Annotated in this window: 14 protein-coding genes; 7 read left to right on the top strand and 7 right to left on the bottom strand. The window is 70.9% G+C overall.

Annotation, left to right across the window (positions count from 1 at the left end; translation table 11 throughout):
- Window positions 1-115 precede the first annotated feature (115 nt).
- The 4 genes from N5079_RS31990 (at window position 116) to N5079_RS31975 (ending at window position 6,919) form a co-directional block, all read left to right on the top strand.
- Window positions 116-619 carry a VOC family protein gene (locus N5079_RS31990; RefSeq protein ID WP_261587918.1) on the top strand — a complete coding sequence of 168 codons (504 nt, stop codon included), beginning with the start codon at window positions 116-118 and terminating at the stop codon, window positions 617-619.
- 237 nt (window positions 620-856) lie between these two features.
- Window positions 857-1,363 (top strand): hypothetical protein, encoded by a 507-nt coding sequence (locus N5079_RS31985; protein WP_261587917.1) that lies wholly within the window; start codon window positions 857-859, stop codon window positions 1,361-1,363.
- A 304-nt stretch (window positions 1,364-1,667) separates the two neighbouring features.
- The gene (locus N5079_RS31980; protein WP_261587916.1) at window positions 1,668-2,015 is read left to right on the top strand and encodes an STAS domain-containing protein; all 348 of its coding nucleotides are present in this window, start codon (window positions 1,668-1,670) and stop codon (window positions 2,013-2,015) included.
- 326 nt (window positions 2,016-2,341) lie between these two features.
- Entirely contained in the window at window positions 2,342-6,919 is a 4,578-nt protein-coding gene (locus N5079_RS31975) for a cation-translocating P-type ATPase (protein ID WP_261587914.1), read from the top strand.
- A 63-nt stretch (window positions 6,920-6,982) separates the two neighbouring features.
- Here the strand turns inward: N5079_RS31975 and N5079_RS31970 are convergent, their stop codons facing one another.
- The gene (locus N5079_RS31970) at window positions 6,983-7,264 is read right to left on the bottom strand and encodes an MMPL family transporter (protein WP_261587913.1); all 282 of its coding nucleotides are present in this window, start codon (window positions 7,262-7,264) and stop codon (window positions 6,983-6,985) included.
- Between N5079_RS31970 and N5079_RS31965 the strand changes: the two genes are divergently transcribed.
- Window positions 7,243-8,454 (top strand): glutamate--cysteine ligase, encoded by a 1,212-nt coding sequence (locus N5079_RS31965; RefSeq protein WP_261587912.1) that lies wholly within the window; start codon window positions 7,243-7,245, stop codon window positions 8,452-8,454. The genes N5079_RS31970 and N5079_RS31965 overlap by 22 nt on opposite strands.
- 75 nt (window positions 8,455-8,529) lie before the next feature.
- On the opposite strand, the gene N5079_RS31960 is transcribed toward N5079_RS31965, so the two are convergent.
- Together N5079_RS31960 and N5079_RS31955 are read right to left on the bottom strand one after the other, a co-directional pair.
- Window positions 8,530-10,080, bottom strand: a complete 1,551-nt coding sequence (locus tag N5079_RS31960; RefSeq protein WP_261587911.1) for an NAD(P)-binding domain-containing protein — start codon at window positions 10,078-10,080, stop codon at window positions 8,530-8,532.
- Window positions 10,080-10,640, bottom strand: coding sequence for a carboxymuconolactone decarboxylase family protein (locus N5079_RS31955; protein ID WP_261587910.1), 561 nt, complete (start codon window positions 10,638-10,640; stop codon window positions 10,080-10,082). Before N5079_RS31955 ends, N5079_RS31960 begins: the two co-directional genes overlap by 1 nt.
- A 383-nt stretch (window positions 10,641-11,023) precedes the next feature.
- Here N5079_RS31955 and N5079_RS31950 point away from each other — a divergent pair, with 383 nt between their 5' ends.
- Window positions 11,024-11,419: a nuclear transport factor 2 family protein gene (locus tag N5079_RS31950; RefSeq protein ID WP_261587909.1), complete on the top strand. Its 396-nt coding sequence runs from the start codon at window positions 11,024-11,026 to the stop codon at window positions 11,417-11,419.
- Between the two features lie 279 nt (window positions 11,420-11,698).
- Here N5079_RS31950 and N5079_RS31945 read toward each other — a convergent pair whose 3' ends face one another.
- From N5079_RS31945 to N5079_RS31930, 4 genes are all read right to left on the bottom strand, one after another.
- Entirely contained in the window at window positions 11,699-12,349 is a 651-nt protein-coding gene (locus N5079_RS31945) for a carboxymuconolactone decarboxylase family protein (protein WP_261587908.1), read from the bottom strand.
- A gap of 165 nt (window positions 12,350-12,514) precedes the next feature.
- Window positions 12,515-13,804 (bottom strand): ferredoxin reductase family protein, encoded by a 1,290-nt coding sequence (locus N5079_RS31940; protein ID WP_261587907.1) that lies wholly within the window; start codon window positions 13,802-13,804, stop codon window positions 12,515-12,517.
- A 259-nt stretch (window positions 13,805-14,063) separates the two neighbouring features.
- Entirely contained in the window at window positions 14,064-14,786 is a 723-nt protein-coding gene (locus tag N5079_RS31935) for a DUF305 domain-containing protein (protein ID WP_261587906.1), read from the bottom strand.
- Window positions 14,787-14,858: 72 nt separating this feature from the next.
- Window positions 14,859-16,328 (bottom strand): DUF1996 domain-containing protein, encoded by a 1,470-nt coding sequence (locus N5079_RS31930; protein WP_261587905.1) that lies wholly within the window; start codon window positions 16,326-16,328, stop codon window positions 14,859-14,861.
- 308 nt (window positions 16,329-16,636) lie between these two features.
- Here N5079_RS31930 and N5079_RS31925 point away from each other — a divergent pair, with 308 nt between their 5' ends.
- Window positions 16,637-18,523, top strand: coding sequence for a sigma-70 family RNA polymerase sigma factor (locus N5079_RS31925; RefSeq protein WP_261587904.1), 1,887 nt, complete (start codon window positions 16,637-16,639; stop codon window positions 18,521-18,523).
- Window positions 18,524-18,615: the final 92 nt, after the last annotated feature.

The following is an 18,615-nucleotide window of genomic DNA, read 5'->3' as shown; positions in this document are numbered from 1 at the left end:
CCTCTGTCGGCACCCCGTCCGGAGGTCACCGTATGGCCTGCCGCCGACATTTTCCGGGAATGCCGCCCGCCGCAGAATAGTTGAGAGTTCAAACGAGTAAGAAGGAGATGAGGACATGCCGGTGCAACGGCTCAACCACGCGGTGCTGTACGTGCGCGACGTCGCGCGGAGCGTCGCCTTCTACCAGGAGGCGCTGGGGTTCCGCGTGGTCAACTCGTTCCCGGGAGCGGTGTTCCTGCAGGCCTCGGGCTCGGCCAACGACCACGACCTGGGGCTCTTCCAGATCGGCGCCCAGGCCGGGCCGTCTCTCGCCGGCCGTTCGACCGTGGGCCTCTATCACCTGGCGTGGGAGGTCGACACGCTGGCCGAGTTGCAGCGGATCGCGGTGAAGCTGGGCGAGATGGACGCGCTCGTCGGAGCCTCCGACCACTCCACCACGAAGGCGTTGTACGCCAAGGACCCCGACGGGATCGAGTTCGAGGTGTCGTGGCTCGTCCCCGCCGACCTGCTCGACGAGGAGGTCATCGCCGGGCGGGCCTCGATCCGGCCGCTCGACCTCGCCAAGGAGCTTGAGCGGTACGGCGCGCAGACCCGCGGAGGCGTCGGCGTCTCCGTCTGACGCGGCCCGGCAGGAGGTTGGGCGGAGCGCCCGGCGGGGTCCGGCGCGGCTTCCGGCGCAGGGTTCGGCGGGGTCCGGCGTGGGGTCCGTGCGGGTTCAGCGCAGGGTTCGGCGCAGCGTTCAGCGCAGGGTTCGGCGGGGTCCGGCGCGGCGTTGGGCAGGGCGTTCAGGCGTTCTCAAGCGCTTTGAAAGGGGTGCTCCGGACACTGATCCCATCGCCGAAAGAAGGGACCACCGATGACCACCGCCCGCGCGCTCACTGGACTCGCCATCGCCGCCGCCCTCGTCACGATCGCCCCGGCAGCGGCCCAGGCCGCCACGGGCACGCCGGACTCCGCGAGCGCGGCATCCTCCGCATCCGCTCCCAAGCTCTGGGGTCCTTACTACGCGCCCGCCAAGAAGGCCAAGGCATCCGGCAAGATCAGCGTCACCGGCCTCGACACCAGCGCGATCCCGGCCGTGGGCACGGCCTACATCTCCGGCAAGGTCACCGACTACACGAAGAGCACCGCCACCTGCGGCTGGGCGGTCTTCCGCATCACCTACCGCAAGCCCGACGGGAACCTGCCCTTCACCCACAAGAGCTACCTGGCCTGTGGCACCACCAAGCCCACCTCTTTCAGCTTCTCCTACAAGAACGTCTACGAGGTCGAGTTGAAGGTGTGCAGCGAGGGCAAGGCGGCCAAGCCGTCCCTCAACTGCCTCTACGCCGGCACCTGGAAGGTCCTTTACGTCTCCCACTGAGATCCCACTGAGATATTCCGTGAGGCCCCCGTTCCTCCGCGCGGGGGCCTCCGCCGTGCCGGGACCCCTCCGAACGGCGGGCGGACGGCGGAAGGATGGCGGAAGAACGTCGTGAGATACGTCACCAGTGGACGATCTTGCCGAATGGGGCGTATCTCCTGGCGGCACGGCGAATAATCATGAAATTCCGCTCTGCCGCAGGCCGCGATACGGGAACATCGTTTTCCGTTTCGGTTGACATAACTCATGCCCGGCAGTGATGCTCGAAGTTGTCCGCCCCTCTACAGGAAGGCGGCACCTTCTGATGACCACCACGAACCGGCTGTTCGAGCCGGCGTCGAACCCGAATGTTCTTTACGCCGACAGACAGCTCCGGGTTCGGTCTTCCGGCGACGGCCTTCTCCGGCTCAGCGGCCAGATCGATCTCACCAACGGCGACGCCGTCGCCAGCGCGCTCGGACGCGACCACAGCGACGACGGCCGAGTAACCGTCGATGTCGGCGAACTCGAGTTCATCGACCTCTACGGCCTGCGCACCCTGGCACTGCTGTCCGGCGACCCCTTGGGGCGGCCGGTGCACCTGCGGAACGTCCAGCCGGCCCTGCAGCGGCTTCTCGTGCTGCTCGCCTGGCCGACTTTCACGATCATGTAGGCGCCCTCACCGGCGTCCTCCTCAGTCCACAAGGCCCCCAAACGGGGGCCTTCTTCATGCTTTGTCCGATTTCCGAACCTGGGCGAGTTTCTGTCGCGCGTGTAGGAGGAAAGGTAATGAGGAACGGCCACACGGCCGTATAAGCGCATGTCAGGGGTGTCGCCCAGCTCAGGCGACTCCGACCGAACCACCCCCCGACTCCTGCGAGGAGGGGCTATGAGTGACTTCCGGGCCACCCGGCGACGGCGGTGACGCGGCCGACCAGGTCCGTGTGACGCACGGCCTGGGTCGTCTTCCTGTCCGGGTCCCATCTGCTGGAGAGCCGAATGATCTTTAATCGCGTGCTCACGACGTCCGCCACGTTGCTCAGGGGCGTGCTCCCCGAGCCGCTGCGTGACGTCCTCCCCAGCCCCCGTGAGCTCGTGACCTGCCCCGGAGGGCTCCGCATCGCCCTGCGCGGCATCGGCGGCCCGGGGACGGAGCGCGCGGCAGAACGGCTGGAGAAGCGGCTGTGCGAGGTTCCCAACGTCGAGCGTGCGGAGGTCAACGGCCGTCTCGGCAGCGTCTTCGTGGGCTGCGACCCGGAGAAGGTCAACCAGGACGAGCTCTTGGAGATCGTCAAGGAGCTCGACGAGCAGGAGGAACGCGCTCACTACTCCCCTGTGCGCCTGGTGGAGGAGCACGCTAGGGCCACGATCCGTCTCGCCGCCGGCGTGGCGGGGATCGGGCTGGTGGTCGCCGGCAACGCGGCCAAGCTCCCACGGCTCTCCCCGGCCGTGCCGGCCCTGCTGCACCTCGCGGACTCCACCCCCAAGCTGCGCGAGGAGCTGGACCGCCGCCTGGGCCGCCGTGCCACCAACGCCCTGTTCACCACGACCACCCTGGTCACCCAGACGCTGACGCTGCGCCCGATCGGGCTGCTCGTGCAGTCCGTCGTCTCCGCCGGGAAGTACGTCGAGGCGCGGGCCGGCAGACACGCCTGGGAGCTGCTGGAGGAGCGGCTCGCCCATCACGTGGGGGCCTACCGGCACATCATGGCGCCGGCACGCCCGCGGCCCTGCCCACTCCCGCACGGCCCGATCGAGCGCTACGCCGACCTCGCGAGCCCGGCCGCGGCGGGGGGCTACGCCGTCACGAGGGTCTTCACACGCAGCAACCAGCGGGCGCTCTCCTTCCTGGTCTCGGCGACCCCCAAGACCGCCGACCTCACCCGTGAGGCCTTCGCGGGCGCGATCGGGCGTGCGCTCGGACGCCGCGACGCCATCGTCTTCGACGGCGAGGCCCTGCGCCGCATGGACCGCGTCGACACGGTGATCCTCCACGCCGACGCCCTCACGACCGGCTCGTGGACGATCGACCGGGTGGTGCCCATCGGCGACGGCATGGACACCGGCGAGCTGTACGCGCGGCTCTACACGCTGATCGACGTCACCGACCCAGGCGGGCACTGGACGAGCGAGGACTGGGCGGCCGGACCCCTGAGCGACCGGGACGACCTGGACAGGCACCTCCCTGCCGAGGCCGCCGCGTGGCGGGAGCGCGGGCTGCGTCCGATCGGGGTGACCCGGGGAGGCAGGCTGATCGCCGTCGCCGGGCTGGCTCCCGAGATCGACCCGATGGCCGAGGCCCTGGTGGCCGCCGCCAAGGCCGCGGCGACCGTGATGCTCGCGGGCGGTGGCGACGGGCTCGCCCGGCGGCTCACGATCGAGCGGACGGTTCCCGGTGGCCCGGATCTCGACGACGCGGGGCTCGGCGACTTCGTCCTCGGCCTCCAGCGAGAGTGCCACGGCGTCGTCGTGGTGTCGCGAGCGTCCCGCCTCGGCCTGGCCCAGGCGGACATCGGCGTCGGCGTGATGGGCAGCTGGGACGCCATTTCGGACGCCACGCCAGACGCCACGCCGGACACCACGCCGGACACCACGTCGGACATCGTGCCCTGGGACGGCGACGTGGTCGGAGCGCTCAACGGCGTTCATCTCTTCCTTAGCTGCCTGCCCCGGGCGGTCAGCGCCAGCCAGAACGGCGTGCGGCTCGGCGCCGCCGGGGGCGTCATCGGCGGCCTGCTCGCGATCGCGGGCCCGGAGGCGACCTCGCTCCGCCGGGCGCAGCTGGCGAGCGGCTGTGTTTCGGTGGCGGCCGTCGTCCTGGGGGAATGGATGGGCCGCGGCGCGGGCCGCGTCCCCACGCCACTGCGCGCCGACACGACGCCCTGGCACGCCATGGCCGCCCGGGACGTCCTGTCCCGGCTGCGCTCGTCCCCCAACGGCATCCCCGAGGCGGAAGCCGTCCAGCGCAGGGGCGTCGCCGGGCCGGACGAGACCGAGCGGCCGCCTTCCCTGGCCCGCACGACCGTCGAGGAGCTGGCCAATCCGCTGACTCCCGCGCTGGCCACGGGGGCGGGCATCTCGGCCCTCGTCGGTTCGGCACTCGACGCCGTGCTGATCAGCGCGGTGATGGTGATCAACGCGTTCCTGGGGGGCGTGCAGCGGTTCAAGGCCGACCAGGCGCTGAACCGTCTCACCGAGGCGACCGCCGTGCACGTACGGCTCCGCCGTCCTGAGGGCACAGTCGAGGCGGCCCGGGAGGACCTCGCGCCCGGCGACGTGGTCGAGCTTCGCGCGGGCGACGCCGTACCGGCGGACGGGCGCGTGATCAGGGCAGTCGGCCTCGAAGTGGACGAGTCGACCCTCACCGGGGAGTCGCAGCTCGTCACGAAGACGGCGGCGCCCACCGTCGCCGCGGCCGTGGCCGACCGGAGCTCGATGGTCTACCAGGGCACGACGGTCGCGGCGGGGAGCGGCCGGGCGGTGATCGTGGCAACGGGCGACATGACGGAGGCGGGTCGCAGCGCCAGGCTCGCCGGGGAGCCGCGGCCGCCGACGGGCGTCGAGTTGCGGCTGCGGGCGCTGAGCCGGCGGATCCTCCCCATCTCCATCGGCTCGGGGGTCTTCCTGCTGCTGACAGAACTGCTGCGCGGACGGCCGCTGGCCGCGGCGCTGACGCCGGCCGTGAGCCTGACCGTGGCGGCCGTGCCGGAGGGCCTTCCGTTCGTCGCCACGGTCGCCGAGCTGGCCGCCGCCAGGCGGCTGTCGAAGCGCGCCGCGCTGGTGCGGAACCCGTCCACGATCGAGGCGCTGGGCCGCGTGAACGTGCTGTGCTTCGACAAGACCGGAACGCTCACCGAGGGGCACATCAGCCTCCGTTACGTCTCGGACGGGCGCACCGGCTGGCCCGTCGACACGCCGCCGCCCGCGCTGAAGCGGATCGTCGCCGCGGCCGTCCGGGCGAGCCCGAGGTCGGGAGTGGGGCGGGTCATCCCGCACCCCACCGATCGCGCCGTCGTCGACGGGGCCCAGCGGATGAACGTGACCCCCGAGGAGGGGCTGGACACCTGGGAGCGCGTCGACGAGCTGCCGTTCGAGCCGGGACGGGGCTACCACGCCGTGCTGGGCCGTACGGAGTCGGGCCACCTGCTGAGCGTCAAGGGCGCGCCGGAGATCGTGCTGACCCACTGCACGAAGGTGCTCAGGGACTCCGGGGAGGCGCCCTGCGACGAGCGCGTCAGGCGGGAGCTGGAGCGCGAGGTCGACAGGCTGGCCCACCAGGGCTACCGGGTGCTCGCGGTCGCGCAGCGCCCCGCGTCCGACCGCCGCGACCTGGACGAGTCGCGCATCGACGAGCTGTGCTTCCTGGGCTTCCTCGGCCTGGCCGACCCCGTGCGGCCGACGGCCGCGGAGAGCGTCAGCCGGCTGGTGCGCGCCGGCGTCCGGATCGTCATGGTGACCGGCGACCACCCCAGCACCGCCGAGGCGATCGCCTCCGAGCTCAACGCGTTGAACGGCCAGCGCGTCATGACGGGCCCCGAGCTGGACGAGGTCGACGACGAGACCCTGACGAAGGTGCTCCCGGAGGTGGCGGTCTTCGCGCGGGCCACCCCCGCGCACAAGGCCCGGATCGTCACCTGCCTGCGCCGGGCCGGCGAGGTCGTCGCCGTCACGGGCGACGGCGCGAACGACGCCCCGGCCATTCGCATGGCGGACGTCGGCATCGCTCTGGGATCGCGCGCCACTCCCGCCGCCCGCGCGGCGGCGGACCTCGTCGTGACCGACGACCGTATCGAGACGATCGTCGCCGCGATCGTCGAGGGCAGGGCCATGTGGAGCTCGGTCCGCGACTCGCTGAGCATCCTGCTCGGCGGCAACATCGGAGAGGTCGCCTTCACGGTGGGGTCCACCCTGCTGGCTGGCCGCAGCGCGCTGAACGCCCGCCAGCTCCTGCTGGTCAACCTGCTCACCGACATGGTGCCGGCCATGGCGGTCGCCGTGCGGCCGCCCGCCGCGACCGATCCGGAGAGGCTGCTGGCCGAGGGACCGGAGGCGTCGCTGGGCGCCTCGCTGACCCGCGACATCTACCTTCGCGCGGTCGTCACCACGACCGCCGCGACCGCCGCCTGGCTCCTGGGACGCGTGACCGGCACCCGGGGACGGGCCGACACGATCGGGCTCGTCGCGCTGGTTTCGGCGCAGCTCTTCCAGACCCTCGTCAAGGGCGGCCGGGACAAGGTCGTGGCGCTCGCCGCGCTGTCGTCCCTCGCCGTCCTGGGGGCGATCGTCACGGTCCCGGGCGTCAGTGGGGTCTTCGGCTGCCGTCCGATCGGGCCGTTCGGCTGGGCCATCGGTCTTGGGAGCGCCGCCGCCGCCACCATCGCCGGCATGGCGTTGGAGCCGCTCGCGGAGACCGCGCCCAGTGCCCGGACGGAGCCCGGTGCCCAGACGGAGCGCAGTGCCCGGACGGACCTCCGGGCGGAGCCTCCAGTGGCACGGCAACCTCAGGCGGAACCTGAGCGCGAACCTCAGCCAGAAGAACCACAGGTCAGGCCTCAGCTCACCGTCGTCCCGGCGTGAACCACGCCGGAGACGCCCTGCCGAACCGGGACGCTCAGCCACGAGAAGGCTAAGCGGGACCAGTTAGAGCCAGGGGCTGCGGTAGGTCAGGAGCGGCAGGACGGCGACGACCGTCGCGGTGACGGCCGGCAGCGAGACGTTGGCGCCCTCGAAGACGGCGGCCAGATCGACCTTGAAGCCCTCGCCGCCGGTCACCTCGGCCGTGCCTCCCGCGGGCAGGCCCTCCCCGGCTTCCGTACGGATCTTCCGTACGGGATTGGCGAGCTGGGAAAATGGACGACCTACGAAGCCTCGCTCGGCCAGCGGTCCACGGAAGGAGACAGATGACGGCGACCGTGGAGTCACCGCAGTCGGCGCCCTTCGACGCGGTATGCCCCTTGATGGGGGTGGAAGAGGAATATCTGGTCGTCGATCCGGAGACGCGGGAGGTCGCGCCCTACGGCGCGGCGGTGGTGGAGCGCGCCGCCGCCGTGCTCGGCGACCGCGCGAGCACGGAGATCACGCGGTTCCAGGTGGAGGCGAAGACGGCGCCCTGCGCGAGCGTCGCCGAGCTGGAGCGACAGGTCCGCGCGATGCGGTCCGCGATGGCCGCGGCGGCGGCCGAGGAGGGGCTGGCCCTGGTCGCCTCGGGCACGCCCGTGCTGGGCGACGTGGTCCCGCCGCTCATCACGGACCACCCGCGCTACGGGGCCGGTATCGCCACCTACCGGGCGCTGCACGACGAGCAGAGCATCTGCGCCGGGCACGTCCACGTCCACCTACCGGACCGCGAGAAAGCGGTGCTGGTGAGCAACCACCTGCGGCCCTGGCTGCCGGTGCTCATCGCGCTGATGTCCAACTCTCCGCTGTGGGCCGGCCGCGACACCGGCTACGCGAGCTGGCGGACCCTCTGCTGGAACAAGTGGCCCGTAGCGGGGCCTCCGCCGTACTTCGAGTCACTGGAGGAGTTCGACCGGCTCATCGGCACGCTCACGGCGGCCGGGGTGCTGGTGGACCCGGGGACGATTTTCTGGGACGTACGGCCGTCGGCGCGGCTGCCCACGCTGGAGGTCCGGGTGACCGACGTGCCGGCGACCGCCGGGGAGGCCGCGCTGCTGGCGGCCCTCGTGCGGGCCATGGTCGTGGTCGCGCTCGACCTGGTCGAACGCGGCGACCCCGGCCCGCGCCTGTCCCCCGAGCTGCTGCGCGTGGCGTACTGGCAGGCGGCCCGCGACGGCCTGGACGGGCACGGCGTCGACCCGGTCAGCGGCGAGCTCCGGCCCGCCGGCGAACGGCTGGAAGAGCTGCTCGGCCACGTGCGCCCGGCCCTGGAGCGGACCGGCGACCTCGACATGGTGACCGGACAACTGGCGCGGCTGGCCCACATCGGCACCGGGTCAGGGACCGCCTCCTCTGGCACCGGGTCAGGCACCGGGTCAGGCACGGGGTCAGGCACCGGGTCAGGCACGGGGGCCGCGCGCCAGCGGGCCGCGCACGCGCGTCGCGGTCGGCCGGCCGACGTGGTCGACCACCTGGTGGAGCACTTCGCCGACTGAGACTAACCGGCCGCATCTCGGCCGGTGAGACTCGCCGGCTGGGCTTGACCGGCTGGGATTTGCCGGCTGACGGTGTCAGTCCAGTTGCGCGGACAGGAACGCGCGGAGCGGCTGCACGTGCCGGACGGGGTCACGCCACTGGGCCAGGAGGTCCTCCAGGAGATGCCGCTCGGCGACCTGCTCGCCGCCCCGCCACGCCCGTACGACAGGGTGGAGGAAGGCGCTCTCGTGCGCCCGGTCGGGTGTGGGATGCCGCTGAATGGCGAACACGTCGGGGTGGTTCTGGCGTCCCCATCGCAGGGTGACCGTGAAGCACAGGGCGCCGCCGCCGAACCTCTCGACCGCGTAGTCCTCGGGCAGGTCGGTGTAGTGCAGGACCTCCCGGGACTCCTGGTCGACGACGTAGGTGTCACAGAGGTACTCGAACTGGGTCCACAGCGCCGAGCTGTAGTTGACCCGCTCCAGCATGGCGTCCGCCAGCCCGTCGGCGTCCATCGGCAGCGCGTGCCGGGCGAGCGCGACCCCGTCGTACCGCTCGGCCAGCAGGGCGGTCAGAGTGCGCAGGTTGTAGCGGAACCCGTCGATGAACGCCGACGACGCGCGCTTGAAGTCGCGGGCCTGCATCAGAGTGCCGGCGAAGTACAGCCCGTCGACGTTGGCCGACTGGAAGTTGGGGCGGATCGCCGGGATGCGCCCGTTAGGGGCGAGCTCGGGACGGCAGGAGGCGTCGAAGATGGACGTGTCCATCGTGAAGCCGGTGCAGCGGAGGACGGTGTCATATTCCAGCACCGCCTGCTCGCCCTCGGCGAGGGTGTAGGTGATGGCCGCCTTGAAACGGTCGCCGTCGCGCCAGATCCGGTCGATCTCGCACTCCAGCACCCCGTGCAGGGTCTTGAACCAGTAGCTGTCGAGCAGCGCGCCGTACTGGCCGCGCACGTGGCCGGGGTGCTTGCTGGTCCATGCCAGCCGTACCGGGCTGGGACTGGCCAGGTGGATGATGGCGGCGTGACCGAGCATCGACTGCGCGGTCTCGAACGCCGAGTTGCCCTTGCCGATGACGAGCACCCGCTGGTCGGCGAAATCCTCGCCCGTGGTCGACATCTCCTCGTACCCGACGGCGAGCTCGATCCCGGGGATGTCCGGGATGTACGGCCCGCCCCAGCCGGTCGCCACGATGAGGCACTCGGCATGGAACGTCTCGTCGCCCGCGTGGACGACGAAGCGGCCGCCGGCCTTCTCGATCCGGTCGACGGCGGTGCCGAAGCGCACGTGGAGCGCGTGCTCGCGCTGGAAGTCGCCCAGGTAGCGCACCATGTCGTCGGCGCTCGGGAAATACTCCCGCGAGTAGCGGGGGAACATCAGCTCGGGAGAGTCGTTGAGCAGCGAGTTCCAGTCCCACCGCAGGGCGATCTCCGGGTCCTTCTCGCCGGTGTGGACCTTGTTGAGCGAGATCAGCCTGCGGTGGCGCGGGTACGTGCGGAAGAACCCGCCGGGCGCGGCCTCCCGTTCGAGGGTGAGGTAGTCCGCGCCGGCCCGCCGCAGGTAGTAGCTGAGCTGCAAACCGGCAGGCCCGGCTCCGATGATCAGGTAGCGATGGGTGTGCCCGTCCGGTCCGTTCGTGGTCATCAAGCCGGGCGCTCCACCGGAGGGGTCGTGCTGCCGTAGCCCTCGGTGATGACCCGCTGGGCGGCCATCGCGTACACCTCGGGGTCGTCGGGGGCGAACGTCGCCAGCCCGTCGACGTAGCGGTTGAACATGCAGAACGCCGCCGCGATCAGCACCGTGTCATGGATCTCGACATCCGTCGCGCCCTCCGCCCTGGCCGCCGCGACGTCCTTGTCCGAGACCTGCTGCCCACCCTGCTGTACGGCTCCCGCGATCCCCAGCAACGCTCTCAACTTGGGCGAGACGGGAGCGGCGTCCAGGTCCGCCCGCACCTGCTCGACCAGCTCCATCCCCTCGGCGAGCTGGGCCGCCGCGAACGCGGCGTGCGAGGAGTAACAGAACTTGCACCGGTTCAGCGAGGACACGTAGGCGGCGATCAGCTCCCGGTCTCCGCGCGACAGCGTGCTCTCCCCACGTAGCAGCACCTCGGCGAGCGCGTTCAACGGGCGCGCCGTCTCCGGGCGGAACCGGAGGAGGCCGCGAATTCCCGGCTCGTCGGAGTTGAGGGCGATGTGGGCCATGGACACTCCCTACCGGCGCGGACGCCGGATCAGCCTGGGCTCGCGGTCTCGGCTCACCCGGGGTTCGGCTACAGGTTTCGGCTTAAGGGTTCGGCTTAAGGGTTTCGGCTTGCAGGGTGTTTCGGCTACGCGGATTGCGCGAACGGCTCCATCCGGCAAACGCCCTCATGATCTGCACATGGCCGCTCACCTGTCAACGGGCGAGTTGCGCTCACGGCGCTCATTCGACGCCCATTCTCGGATTGCCGCATTGTGATATCCATACCGCTGTGCGCCACTTTGACCGATATGTGGGCACTCTCTTGTCGGCCCCTCCGAGGCGGCGTAGCGTCACCGACGCCACCCCAGTAACCCCGATTAACCGAGTAAGACAGGAGCGCTTGATGTCCGAACACCCCAACGCCACCATCGCTCGCAGCACTTACGACGCTCTCGCCAAGAATGACCTCGACTATGTCCGTGACAACCTGCTTGCCGACGACGTCGTTTTCCATGTTCCGGGACGTGGCCCGCTGGCCGGTGATTACAGCGGCAAGGACGAGGTGATCGCCTACCTCGGGCGGCTCGGCCAGATCGTCACCGGCGCTGTCCAGTTCGAGCCCGCGTCGTTCCTCGCCGACGACGACCAGGTGGCGGCCCTGCTGCGCATCCACGGCGAGCGCGACGGCAAGGTCCTGGACGAGCGCGGCGTCCACGTCTTCCGCATCGTGGACGGCAAGATCACTGAACGCTGGAGCTTCCCCCAGGACTCCTACGTCATCGACGACTTCTTCGCCTGACGCGCCGCAGGGCTCCCGTCAGGGACAGTTCATCCGGGGGACAGGCCGTCCCGGTATCACGCCGCAGGCGGGCGGCTCAGCGGCGCGCTCCGGACGCGGAGCGCGCCGCGCGACCCGCTCTGCCACCACGTCACCGCAGTTCAGGCCGTTCGCAGGTCTGGGTCGCCACGGCTCAGCATGGCCGTAGGTCAGGACCGCCGTAGTACGCCGTACGGAGGTCAGGCCGCCGTAGGTCAGGGTGGTTCCGGGTAGGGTGGTTCCGGGTCAGGGTGGTTCCGGTCAGGACTGGCGGAGGGATTCGGCCAGTACCGCCAGGTATCCCCCCGTCTTCTTCGCCCGCGCGGCGTAGACGGCCGGGTCGCCGGGAGCGTAGGTGCCGAGGCCGTCGACGTAGCGGTTGAACATGCAGAAGGCCGCGGCGATCAGGACGGTGTCGTGGATCTCCAGGTCCGTCGCGCCCAGCGCCTTGGCCGCGGCCACCTGGTCCGCGGAGACGTTCTTGCCGCCCTCCTGGACCGCGCCCGCGATGCGCAGCAGTGCCTTCAGCTTGGCCGGGATCCGCGCCGACTCCAGGTCCGCGCAGACCTCCTCCACCAGCGCCATTCCCTCCGGCAGCCGGATGGCCGCGAACGCCGCGTGCGTGAAGAAACAGAATCGGCATTCATTGCGCGACGACACGTACGTCGCGATGAGCTCCCTTTCTCCCCGGGTGAGGGTGCTGTCGCCGCACAGCAACACCTCCACGAGGGCGTTCAGCGGAAGCGCCGTCTCCGGGCGATAGCGAAACAGCCCGCGAATTCCCGGCTCGTCGGAGTTCAGCGCGATGTGCGCCCCGGAGCTTCCCTTCTCACGCCACACGGCCGGAGTAATGCGTCGCGGCGAATCCATGGTGCCGGTGGAGTGTCCCGGAGAGGCGACCGTATGCGTCATTCCTAACCCCTGTTGTCAGAGTGCCGATGCGTTCGCGCATTAACCACTCTGCGCAATCGGCGGACCGCCGTCCCAGCCGGAACCGTTCAGCAAGCTGTCCACCGGCAGCCGTTTCCTGCCATCCGATGACGCTTGACATGCCGTACGGCCTCGCCGGGGCGGCGCTCAGAAGTCGAAGGACTCGACGTGGATGCGGCGGTTCGGCACACCCGCACGACGCAGGGCGTGACGCGCCGCCGTCGTCATCCCGGTGGGGCCGCACAGGTAGACGTCGTGGACGGCCAGCCCCGGAATGAGGGTCCGCAGGGCACGGCCGGTCAGCGGCACGGTACGGCCTCCGGATGCGCCGGACAGCTCCTCCACCGTGTAGTGCACCGTGGCGCCGCGCGCGGCGGCGATGGAGTCCAGTTCGTGGCGCAGCACCAGGTCCTCGTCGCGGCGGGCCATGTAGACGAGCGTCACCTGTCCGGGCAGCGTCTCGAAGAGAGTCCGCAGCGGGCTGATGCCCACCCCGCCTCCGATCAGCAACACCTGTGGCTTCCGGCGGCGCGCGGCGGTGAGAGCGCCGTAGGGGCCCTCGGCCCATACGCGGGTGCCCGGCCGCAGCCGGGCGAGCGCGCGACTGTGGTCGCCGACCGCCTTAACGGTGATGCGCAGGAAGCGCGAGTTGGCAGGGGCCGAGAGCGAGTAGGGGTTCGCGGTCCACCACATGCCCGGCGCGAGGAAACGCCACCGGAAGAACTGTCCCGGCTCCGCGCCGAGCTCGCCCAGATGCTCGCCGGTCACGTAGACCGACACCACGCCTGGCGACTCCAGCCGGACGCCCGCGACCCGGAGCCGGTGGCGCAGCGCGCGGCGGACGGGAGTGAGAAAGCGGTACCAGACCAGCGAAACGGCGACGGACACGTAGAGGGCCCGCCAGAGCGTGCTCGCGACGGCGCCACCGGCGAAGTCCGGGCCGGTGAGCTGGTGGGCGAACGCGAGGAAGACCGCGCCATAGGTGAGGAGATGGAGGTAGTGCCATGTCTCATAGCGGAGCCGCCGCCGTACGGCACGGACCGAGATGACGGCGACGCCGCTCAGAAGCCCGAAGCCGATGGTGGCTTCCAGCACAGCGGGGCCGTCCAGGATGAGCCCGACCGTGCCGCGCAGGACGCCGGTGCCGGATCGCGCCACGTGGGCCGCCGTGGCGAACACCACGTGCACGGTGGACAGGACGATCGTGTAGCGGCCGCTCAGCGCGTGCCAGCGCGCCAGCCGGTCCGTGCCGACCCCACGGTCGAGCGCGGGCACGCGGGACATCAGCCCCAGCAGTACGGCACAGGCGTAGCCCGCCAGCAGCCCGGTGAGCCTGCCCACCCACGCGAACCACCCGGCGGCCCCGTCGACAGAAGCCAGGCCGTACCAACATCCCGTGGTGGCCGCGGCCGCTCCCGCGTACAACAGGACGAGCACCAGCGCCGGGCTCGCCTGCCAGGCGGCGGCACGCCGGGGCGCCTCCCGACGCGTCCGCGATCGCGTGCGCCCAGTGCGGCTTCGCCGCGCGCCGGCGGTTCGCGCGGACCGCGGGGCGGCGTGGTCGCGCTGGGGAGCACGGTGGGGGGCACGGTGGGGGGCAGGGTGGGGGGCAGGGTGGGGGGCAGGGTGGGGGGCGGCGTAGTCGCGGTGAGCGGGGCGCACCATCTCGAAATCTCTCTCCGAACCCGAGCTCTGTTCAGCTCACATCGGCGGATGGGGCATCGTTCACCTGCACGAGGGGCCGGCTTGTGGGACTTCCGACGTCGCCGCCCTTAGTGGCGCTACCGCTGCCGCTACCGCCGCTGCCGCGGGCGTCACCGTCGGCGGCATCGCCCGTGAGCTGTGCGAGGTCGCCGGCGCGGGCTTTCGCCAGGGTGGCGGCGAATGCCGTGGTGTCCCGATCGGCTCCCGATTGCTGCTCTCCGCCAGCGATCAGGACGGATTGCCGCAGGTACTCGCCGATGTGCTGGGTGAAAAGCCGGTCGAACGCGGCATCGCCGACCTGCTCGATGCTCTGAAGTTCCGCGGCGGTCACCATGCCGGGCATGTTGTGTCCTTCGTGCATGTTTGTCAGGGGCGCGCCGATGCGTCGCAGCAGATCTCGCAGCGTCCGCGATTGCCTGAGGTGAACGGCGCTCATTTCCGCGGCGAGCCGGATGATCCGCGCGTTCGAGGTCCTGGCCGGTGCCGACTCCATGAGCCGGATGGCCTGCTCGGTCATCGGGATCATCAGTTGCAGCCACGCGACGTCGGTGGCGTTGGCACCGGCCGGCGCGCCGGTCGGTGCGGAGGTCACGTTCGAGTGAAGCGGCATATGACCTGCGGCCGAATGCGCATCCGGCCCCGCCGCGACGCATCGCGTGACCAGCAGAACGGTGAGCACCGCGAGCACCGGTGCGCCAATGGTGGCCGCTCTCATTTCCGCCCTTCTCCATGGGGGGCGAAGCCCGGCGGGCCGGGCCCCGCCCCCACAGATTCAGCTCAGCTCAGGTCAGCCGTTGGCCCAGCCTGGCGTGATGCCGCACTTGGCATCTGCGTTGATGCAGACCTTCACGAGCGCGCCGAGCTTCTCCGGCACCCATGCGTTCATGAAGTCCCCGTGCATCGAGGACGCCATGCCCGACGACAGCGACAGGCCGTCACCGCCGAGGGTGTTGTAGTTGACCATGAGTGAGATGTTGGGGACCGCGACCGGATAGTCACCGGAGCACCGGCCGTCCTTCATCGGCCCCATGTGCGACTTGTGGTCAGGGGAATCGATGTGCTTGCCGTCCCAGCAGTCCTGGAACATCAGCTGGTAGATCAGGTGGCCGCCTTGTGCGCAGACAGGCCAGTTGCCGTCGGCGCTGCGTCCGATCTCCGCGCTGCCGGCGCACCAGAACTGGCCGCTGGCGCCCTTCGGCGTCGCTACCTGCCGCTTGGCATCGCCTTGCACCACGCGCAGGCCCGGCGGGAACGGCACGACCTCCGACGGGTCCTTGAGCCGGGCGCCGTAGTACACACGGAAGTCCTTGATCTGGACCGGCTCACCGTTATGCATCAGTTGCGGCACCCAGTAGGCGCTGTGGTCCCCAGGCGCGTTGCAGGTCGTGGAACTCGCGAGCAGGTCTGCCGTCTTGGTGCTTGCGTCCACCTTCGGGCCGAAGAAGGTGTGCATGTGGGAGGCGCCAGGCAGGCCGGGCAGCACGATCGGGTCGTCCTTGGCCTGAGTGGACACCGTGCAGTCGGTGTGGAACTCGGGGACTCTCACGATTCCCGCGGGGACCGGTTGGGGTGCGACCTTGTTGTACGCGTCCAGTGCCTGCTTCCATGCGGCCTGGTCCACCGGCACCCAGCCGGCGGCAGGCGCGGCAGTGGTCGGGGTGGCGCTGGGCGTCGGCTTGGCCGTATTGGTCGGGGTCGAGGTGGGGGTCGAGGTGGGGGTCGAGGTGCCCGAGCCGGTGCCGAAGACCTGGAACTCCCACAGCGACACGCCGTACTGGGAGGACCGCTTGGTGGCGTAGAGCCGGACGTACCGGCCGGTGGCCGACACGTCCAGGGTCTGCAGGCCGCCCTTGCCCGCGGTCGTGGAGTAGACCGTCGTCCAGGCGCCCCCGCCGTTGGACGTCTGGACCGAGAACGCGGTCGCGTAGGCGCGCTCCCAGTTGAGCACGATCTTCTTGATCGCGGTGGACTTGCCCAGGTCGACCTGGAGCCACTGCGGGTCGCTGAACTTGCTGGACCAGCGGGTGCCGCCGTTGCCGTCGAAGGCCGCCGCGGGCGTCAGGTCACCTCTCTCGCTCGAAGAGGCGCTGGCCGTACGGCCCTGCGACAGCGGAGCCTCGGCCGCGCCGGCCGGGGCGGCGCCGTTCACCAGGCAGGCGCCCAGGACGGCCGCGAGGGCGCCCGCGAACGCGAGCCGCCTAACTCGCCGGGCGGCGCTGCGACCTGGTGCGATAGCACTCGGAGCAGTTTCAGTCATGGTGGTTGAGGTCCTTCAGTACAAGGGGATGAGGAGCCCGACGGCGTGTCAGGCAGGCTGGACTGATGTGCTTCTGTACTGGAGACCGGCGGGCGCGCGGTGGATAACGAAAAGTCGCGAAAGCCCAGAATTTTTGTTGTCCGACGCCCCCTCGCCCGGTCCCCTCTTAAGGGGACGACTCGCCCGTCCCCTCGCTGCGGACAGAATTGGCCGAATCAGCGCACAGTGCGCCCGGCACGGAGATGGCGGCGCGACTTGAGGGACGGAGCGCGATGCGGGGAACCGGTAGGGGTGGACCTGACACAGCGATGGTGGCCGCCGCTCGCGACGGGGACCAGCGGGCCCTGGACGCCCTGGTGGCCGACTCCCTCCCCCTCGTCTACAACATCGTCGGGCGGGCGCTGAACGCGCACACCGATGTCGACGACGTGGTCCAGGAGACGCTGCTGCGAGTCGTCCGTGCCCTGCCGGACCTGCGTGACCCGCAGGCGTACCGCTCCTGGCTGGTGGCGATCGCCGTCCGGCAGGTGCGCGACCACCAGCAGGACCATCGGACCGCGCAGTACCGCAGGGCGGATCTCGACACGGCGGCCGAGCTACCGGACCCGGCCTCCGACTTCGCCACCATGACCATCCTGCGGCTGGGACTCACCGACCAGCGGCGGGAGGTCGCCGAGGCCACCCGCTGGCTGGACGGCGACGACCGGGCGCTGCTCGCGCTGTGGTGGCTTGAGGAGACCGGCCGGCTCAGCCGCGCCGATCTCGCCAACGCGCTGGGCCTTTCCGGCCGCCACGCCGCCGTCCGTGTCCAGCGCATGAAAGAGCAGGTGGAGACCGCTCGCACGGTCGTCCGGGCCCTACAGGCCGGCAACGGCGCGAGCCCGGACGCGCCCGAACGGCCCGCGTGCCCGGATCTGCGCAGCCTCGCCTGGAGCTGGGACGGCGTGCCGAGCCCTCTGTGGCGCAAGCGGTTCGCCCGGCACATCCGCGGCTGCCCCGTCTGTGAACAGCGCGGCGCCGGCCTGCTGCCGATCGACCGCCTGCTCAGCGGGCTGCCGCTGCTGCCCGTGCCGGCCGGTCTCGCCGCGCTCGTGGACCACCTGCACGCCACCCCGGCCGCCGCCGGGGGCGGCCACGCCGCTTCGCACCTTCCCCCCGGGCGAAGCGGCGCGGGCCGGGGGGCACACGCGCTCCGTCCCCGGCGGCCGCGCGGCGTGCTGTCCTCCCTCTCCCACGCTCCGGTCGCCGGGTCCGTGGCCGTCGCCGGCGTGGCGGCCGTCGTCGCGGGCGTCGTGGTGTCCGGGCATCTCACCACTCGCCCGACGGCGGACCACACGGTGGCGCCCCAGGCGGCGTCGTGGTCGGCGCGCCCCACACCCGGGCACTCCCCGTCTCCGTCCCGCAGCCGGCCGAAGCAGTCCCCCACGCCCAAGCCGACGCACCGCCCGATGGTGGCGGCCTCCCGCAAGAAGGGGGTGGGCGTGTGGAAGATGCCCGGCGTCAGCACGGCGCTCGCCAAGTCGGGCGCGAGCTGGTACTACACCTGGTCCACGCGCCATGACGGCACGATCGGCCCCAAGGGCGTCGGTTTCGTCCCGATGATCTGGGGAGCCGGCAGCGTCACCCCGGAGACCCTCGCCCAGGCCAGGAGCGCCGGGCCGTACCTGCTGAGCTTCAACGAGCCGGACATGACCGCACAGGCGAACATGACCGTGGACGAGGCGTTGTCCCTGTGGCCGAAGCTCATGAAGGCCGGGCGTGTGCTCGGCAGCCCAGCCGTGGCGTACGGCGGGGACACCCCGGGCGGCTGGCTCGACCGGTTCATGAACGGAGCGGCCGAGCGCGGCTACCGCGTCGACTTCATCTCCCTGCACTGGTACGGCGGGGACTTCCGCACGCAGGCGGCGGTCGGCCAGCTCAGGTCCTATCTCCAGGCCGTGTACAAGCGCTATCACAAGCCGATCTGGCTCACCGAGTTCGCCCTGATCGACTTCTCGCACGGCGTCCGCCTTCCCGGCGACGCGCAGCAGGCGGCCTTCCTGACCGCCTCCACCCGGATGCTGGCCGCGCTGCCGTACGTCCAGCGCTACGCGTGGTTCGGGCTGCCGGCCTCGGACACCGAGCCGAGCACTGGGCTGTTCCACGGCAACGGCGTCGCCACCCGCACCGGCCGCGCCTTCCAGGCGGCGCCCTGAAGAAGGCCCCTGCCGTCGTGACCACGCACAGGTACCGGTTTTCGGTCTGGGTTATATCTGATCATCTCTAAATGCCATATCGGGGCAAGCTA

The sequence above is a fragment of the Planotetraspora sp. A-T 1434 genome, from assembly GCF_025420585.1.
Classification (GTDB): Bacteria; Actinomycetota; Actinomycetes; order Streptosporangiales; family Streptosporangiaceae; genus JAOEGB01.
This window is presented reverse-complemented; position numbering and strand designations above follow the sequence as displayed.